The organism is Chryseosolibacter indicum, assembly GCF_018598585.1.
Taxonomy (GTDB): Bacteria; Bacteroidota; Bacteroidia; order Cytophagales; family Cyclobacteriaceae; genus Chryseosolibacter; species Chryseosolibacter indicus.
Window position 1 is genome coordinate 1 of the sequence record NZ_JAHESD010000126.1, and the last position, 4,196, is coordinate 4,196.

The following is a 4,196-nucleotide window of genomic DNA, read 5'->3' on the forward strand; positions in this document are numbered from 1 at the left end:
TCTCAAAAGTGATTATGTAAGTAAGACATGGCAAATTTTTACCTGCTAGCATCTCTCCGAAAAATACAGAGTTTAGTTTTACTCGGTTGAAGATATCAAACTCTCCTTCATTAAACATCTTCACCTTTCTTCTCACTGCATCCTCGCTGTAGCCCTCGTATGTGCGTAATTCAAATATGCGTTGTCCTGAAGGTGGTACTATCATTTTTGGAAGACCATCAAAAGCAAGAAGCAAAGAGGATTCATAGCGGTTAAACACTGCTTTATCTTGCGGTGTTTGATTGTACTCAGCGCTGGCATTCAGAAATTCAGTGTCTGATTTTAACGCATATGTTATCCTTCCATAATCTTCAAAAGAGTTATATGGAATGAGCACGTATAATTTAACGGGCTCCGATTTACCTGTTTCAGTAAATGCGCCTACCTGTTTTACACCAAGTCTGTTGAGGGCCGGTATAAGGGCTTTTGACAAATAGTTGTCCATCGCTGTTTGATTTTTCAATTCATACACGCGAAGTTCATATAGCTCTTTATTCTTACCTGTTTGCTGAGCAGTTGCGGAGCCAACTGCCGCTGCCGACAATGCTCCTGTTGCTACAGCAGTCTTTTTAATAAAATCTCTTCTTTGCATATCGTGTCTGTTTATGAAATGTAGGTGTTAATCAAGTATAAAATGTGGTTACTAATATTCAGATTTTCCTTCTGTAATACCAGTCCATTTATCGGTTCTAAAAGGTGATGCAGGGAGCTTTTCTTTGTTATAAAGATTTGCGTCATCCGGGTTATTACCCCACCCATAACGCACCGCTACTGGCTTTTGGACCTCCTCACTTTGCACGATCACTTTATCTCCGTCTACAAAAGCCTTTGCCCAAACAAATTTCTTATCTTCTCCTGCTATTGCAAATCCCTTTACATATCCATACTTGTCTTTTACCTGTAAGCCCGAACCTTGATTCTTAAAATAGATGATGGCTTTATTGCCGTTGACTTCCATCCTATCATAAGTAGGACCAGAATATACAAGGTCTTTATTATAGCCTACCTTCAATGCAGCGAGTGCCAACCTGTAGCCAACGTCCTGCTTGTTTCGTGGATGAATATCCTTCTCTTCACCAATATCAATAATTACCGCTTGTCCTGTTTTTGGTAATGACAAGGTCATGCTTTGTGCTTCACGGAGCTCAGCCCATCCGCTTTCTGCGGGTAATGAATCAGGAGCCATGAAGTTAGCCAGTTGAACCCACAAGAAGGGAAACTCCTTCTTCCATTTACCGCGCCAGTTGTTGATGAGTTGAGGAAAGAGCTCGCGATATTTATGTGCCTCTCCTGTGTTCGATTCTCCCTGATACCAGATAACACCTGTTATCGGGAATTGGATGATCGGTGCAATCATTCCGTTGTACAACAAAGACGGAAAGGAATTAGGACCTGTATTCGAAATCCCAAATTCGGTAGTTGTAACAGAGGGCTTGTATTGCCATTCTCCGGCAAGTGAAACTTTATCATTGCCTACCTGGTAATACAATTGTTCTGGCTTACCATAGATACCACCGCCACCGCCAGTATCACTAACCCGTACAACAATTGTATTTTTTCCTTCTACAAGTACATTTGGTGCAATGGTATAATTTCGGTTCTCGCTGTAGTTAGCAGAGCTACCAACAAGGTGACCATTGACATAAGTTTGATCCTGATCATCTATTGGCCCGAGGCTAAGGGTTAAAGGCTGGCCAGCTTTTGAAGCATCTAACTCAAATTCTTTTTTAAACCAGATAACCCCATCTGCATTACCAATTTCAGTTGACTCCCAAAGTTTAGGTAATGCAATATTCTTCCAGCCTTCTCCAGGATTACTGTACCATTTCTCTATCATCCCCTTCTCATTTGGTAGCGCTTGTTCATAGCGTTGTTGTCTTGCAGTCATATCCCTGGCAGACTCCTCCAACTTTTTAATATCGTAATCCTTGTACTTCTCTTTTTCTGACATAATGTCCCAGCTAATCCAGGTTTGAATGTTTGTTCCTCCCCATGAGCTGTTAACCAATCCAATTGGCACATCAAGTTCTTTATATAACTTCCTTCCGAAGAAGTAGGCAACAGCAGAGAAGTCAGCAATATTGTTTGGATTGCATTCAAGCCACTTACCACCAGCCAAATCTTTTTCAGCTGAAAAGCTCGTCTTCTTTTCTACAGTGAACAATCGAATCTTAGGATAATTGGCTTCTAGGATTTCATTCGCTGCATTATTTGTATTTCTGATGATCCATTCCATATTCGACTGGCCACTACCCAGCCATACATCACCAATAAGAATATTCTTTAGTGCTATGGTATTGGATTTCCCTTTCACCTGAAGTTCAAAGGGACCACCATGTGCCATGGGCTTCAGGGTGGCGGTCCAATAACCTGATTTATCAGCCTTCGTCTTTACTGTTTGGCCATTGAAAGTTATTGTAATGTTCTCACCTTTATTTGACCACCCCCATACATTTACTGGTGTATTGCGTTGAATAACCATGTTATCGGAGAATATTTTGGGTAATTGAACTTCTCCCAAGGATTTAAAAAAGACAAGAAAGAGAAGCGTAATGAGTAGTAAATTTTGCCTCATATTGATTAAAGTTTGGTATAAGTAGTATTGGGAAATAGTTTACAGCGTGCTATAAAAGCATCATAAAACAAGTATGCCTGAGGAACACGTATTACTTCTTTAACTTAGGAGAAAGATAATCTTCGATGGCATTACTCCAGATGTCATAACCAATGGCGTTGAGATGAAGATTATCTTCCTTGAATATATCTTGTCTTACTGTACCTGAGCTTGTGAGCAGCGGAGTCCAGACATCAATAAAAGTCACATTTTTCTGCGTAGCTGCCCAGTCTTTGAGCAATGCATTGTACTTTTCATATGACTCCTTAAGATGCCATCTGCTGACACTGGGCTTTGCCGAAATGAAAGAAACTTTTACTTTTTTGGGCAGGTTCTTGCGGATCATCTTTAACAAAGTCTGTGCTTCGCTGAGGATTGTTTCAGGACTTTTGCCTAATGAGAGGTCGTTGTCTCCCTCGTAGATAAAAATTTGTTTTGGCTTATACTTGAATATCAGCTTATCGGCGTAATAGATCAAATCTGACATTTGAGATCCGCCGAAGCCACGATTGATGACATTATAATCACGATAGCGATCCTGGAGATCACTCCAGAAACGAACACTCGAACTCCCTGTAAAGACTATCAGTTTTTTCTTTTCAACAGCTGAATCGCCTGCTACAAGATTATTGACTTCCTGTTCAAATTTTTTAGCATCCTGTGCATTAACAATAAAGAATGAAAGCGATAAAATTAAGTAGAGGTAAGTATTTAGTTTTCCCATAAGCGTAAGTGTGTGGGGTAATTTAATACCTTAAACACAAAAGCAAATTATAATTTACAGGAAAAACAAGAATCGGGTACTAGCGCAACAGGCTTCCGTTTAATCGGAGCAGCTCAGTCTCTGCCAACTTTGCGTTGTAACGTGCTGTAATTAGCCTGTAATAGGCGTCAGCCAAGCTTTGTTGTGCAGTGCGAAGCTCAATAAAAGTAGTTACTCCACGCTTAAATGTTTCAAGCGCAATGGCTACGTTTTCCTTCGCGGCTCCGATTGTCTCTTCTTCAATTAACAGAATACGCTTGGCATTTTCATAATTTACAAGCGCACTGCGAAGCGTAGCACTTACATTTGTCTTTTGCTGCTCGTACAATAAAGTCTGCCTGTCAAGGTCTATTCTTGCCTGCTGTGTTAACCTTCGCGTGTTTAAACCATTTAGAATGGGCAAGCTAACAGTGAAACCGTAATTGAGACCATTGGTTTGACTAAACACTGCGGCAAATGGGTTAATTAGCCTTGTATTATCAACACGGGAGTAATTATACGCGGCATTAAAGTTTAAGAAAGGTAAGTACTCGGCCCTGCGTTCCCTTAAAACAAGTGAAGCAATGCTAAGGTTTTTCCTGGAAGCCATTAAACCGAAGTTAGAATTCTCGAGGTTGTCGAAAGGCCCCTCCTTATCCAGGTTTAGATCGATAACAATGGTATCTGCCACTTCATAAGTAGTAGGTAACTGCAAACCCACTAACGCATTAAGTTGCTCTTTTAATTGTGCTATTATGGTTTCCTGCTGAACGATTTGGGTACGCTGTGCATTTAAGTCAA

General features: G+C 40.6%; 4 protein-coding genes. All 4 read right to left on the bottom strand.

Annotated elements, in window-relative coordinates; all coding sequences use genetic code 11:
* A partial coding sequence (locus KK060_RS24545; RefSeq protein WP_254157878.1) for an NIPSNAP family protein occupies positions 1–631 on the bottom strand: 631 nt, incomplete at its 3' end.
* A gap of 51 nt (positions 632–682) precedes the next feature.
* Positions 683–2,614 carry a sialate O-acetylesterase gene (locus KK060_RS24550; RefSeq protein ID WP_254157880.1) on the bottom strand — a complete coding sequence of 644 codons (1,932 nt, stop codon included), beginning with the start codon at positions 2,612–2,614 and terminating at the stop codon, positions 683–685.
* Positions 2,615–2,705: 91 nt separating this feature from the next.
* Positions 2,706–3,377 carry an SGNH/GDSL hydrolase family protein gene (locus KK060_RS24555; protein ID WP_254157882.1) on the bottom strand — a complete coding sequence of 224 codons (672 nt, stop codon included), beginning with the start codon at positions 3,375–3,377 and terminating at the stop codon, positions 2,706–2,708.
* 79 nt (positions 3,378–3,456) lie between these two features.
* Positions 3,457–4,196, bottom strand: a 740-nt coding sequence (locus KK060_RS24560) for a TolC family protein (protein ID WP_254157883.1), incomplete at its 5' end; no start/stop codon positions are given.

Coding starts and splice junctions, on each gene's coding strand:
- KK060_RS24555 (WP_254157882.1), bottom strand. CDS start 3,377: ATGGGAAAACTAAATACTTACCTCTACTTAATTTTATCGCTTTCATTC.
- KK060_RS24550 (WP_254157880.1), bottom strand. CDS start 2,614: ATGAGGCAAAATTTACTACTCATTACGCTTCTCTTTCTTGTCTTTTTT.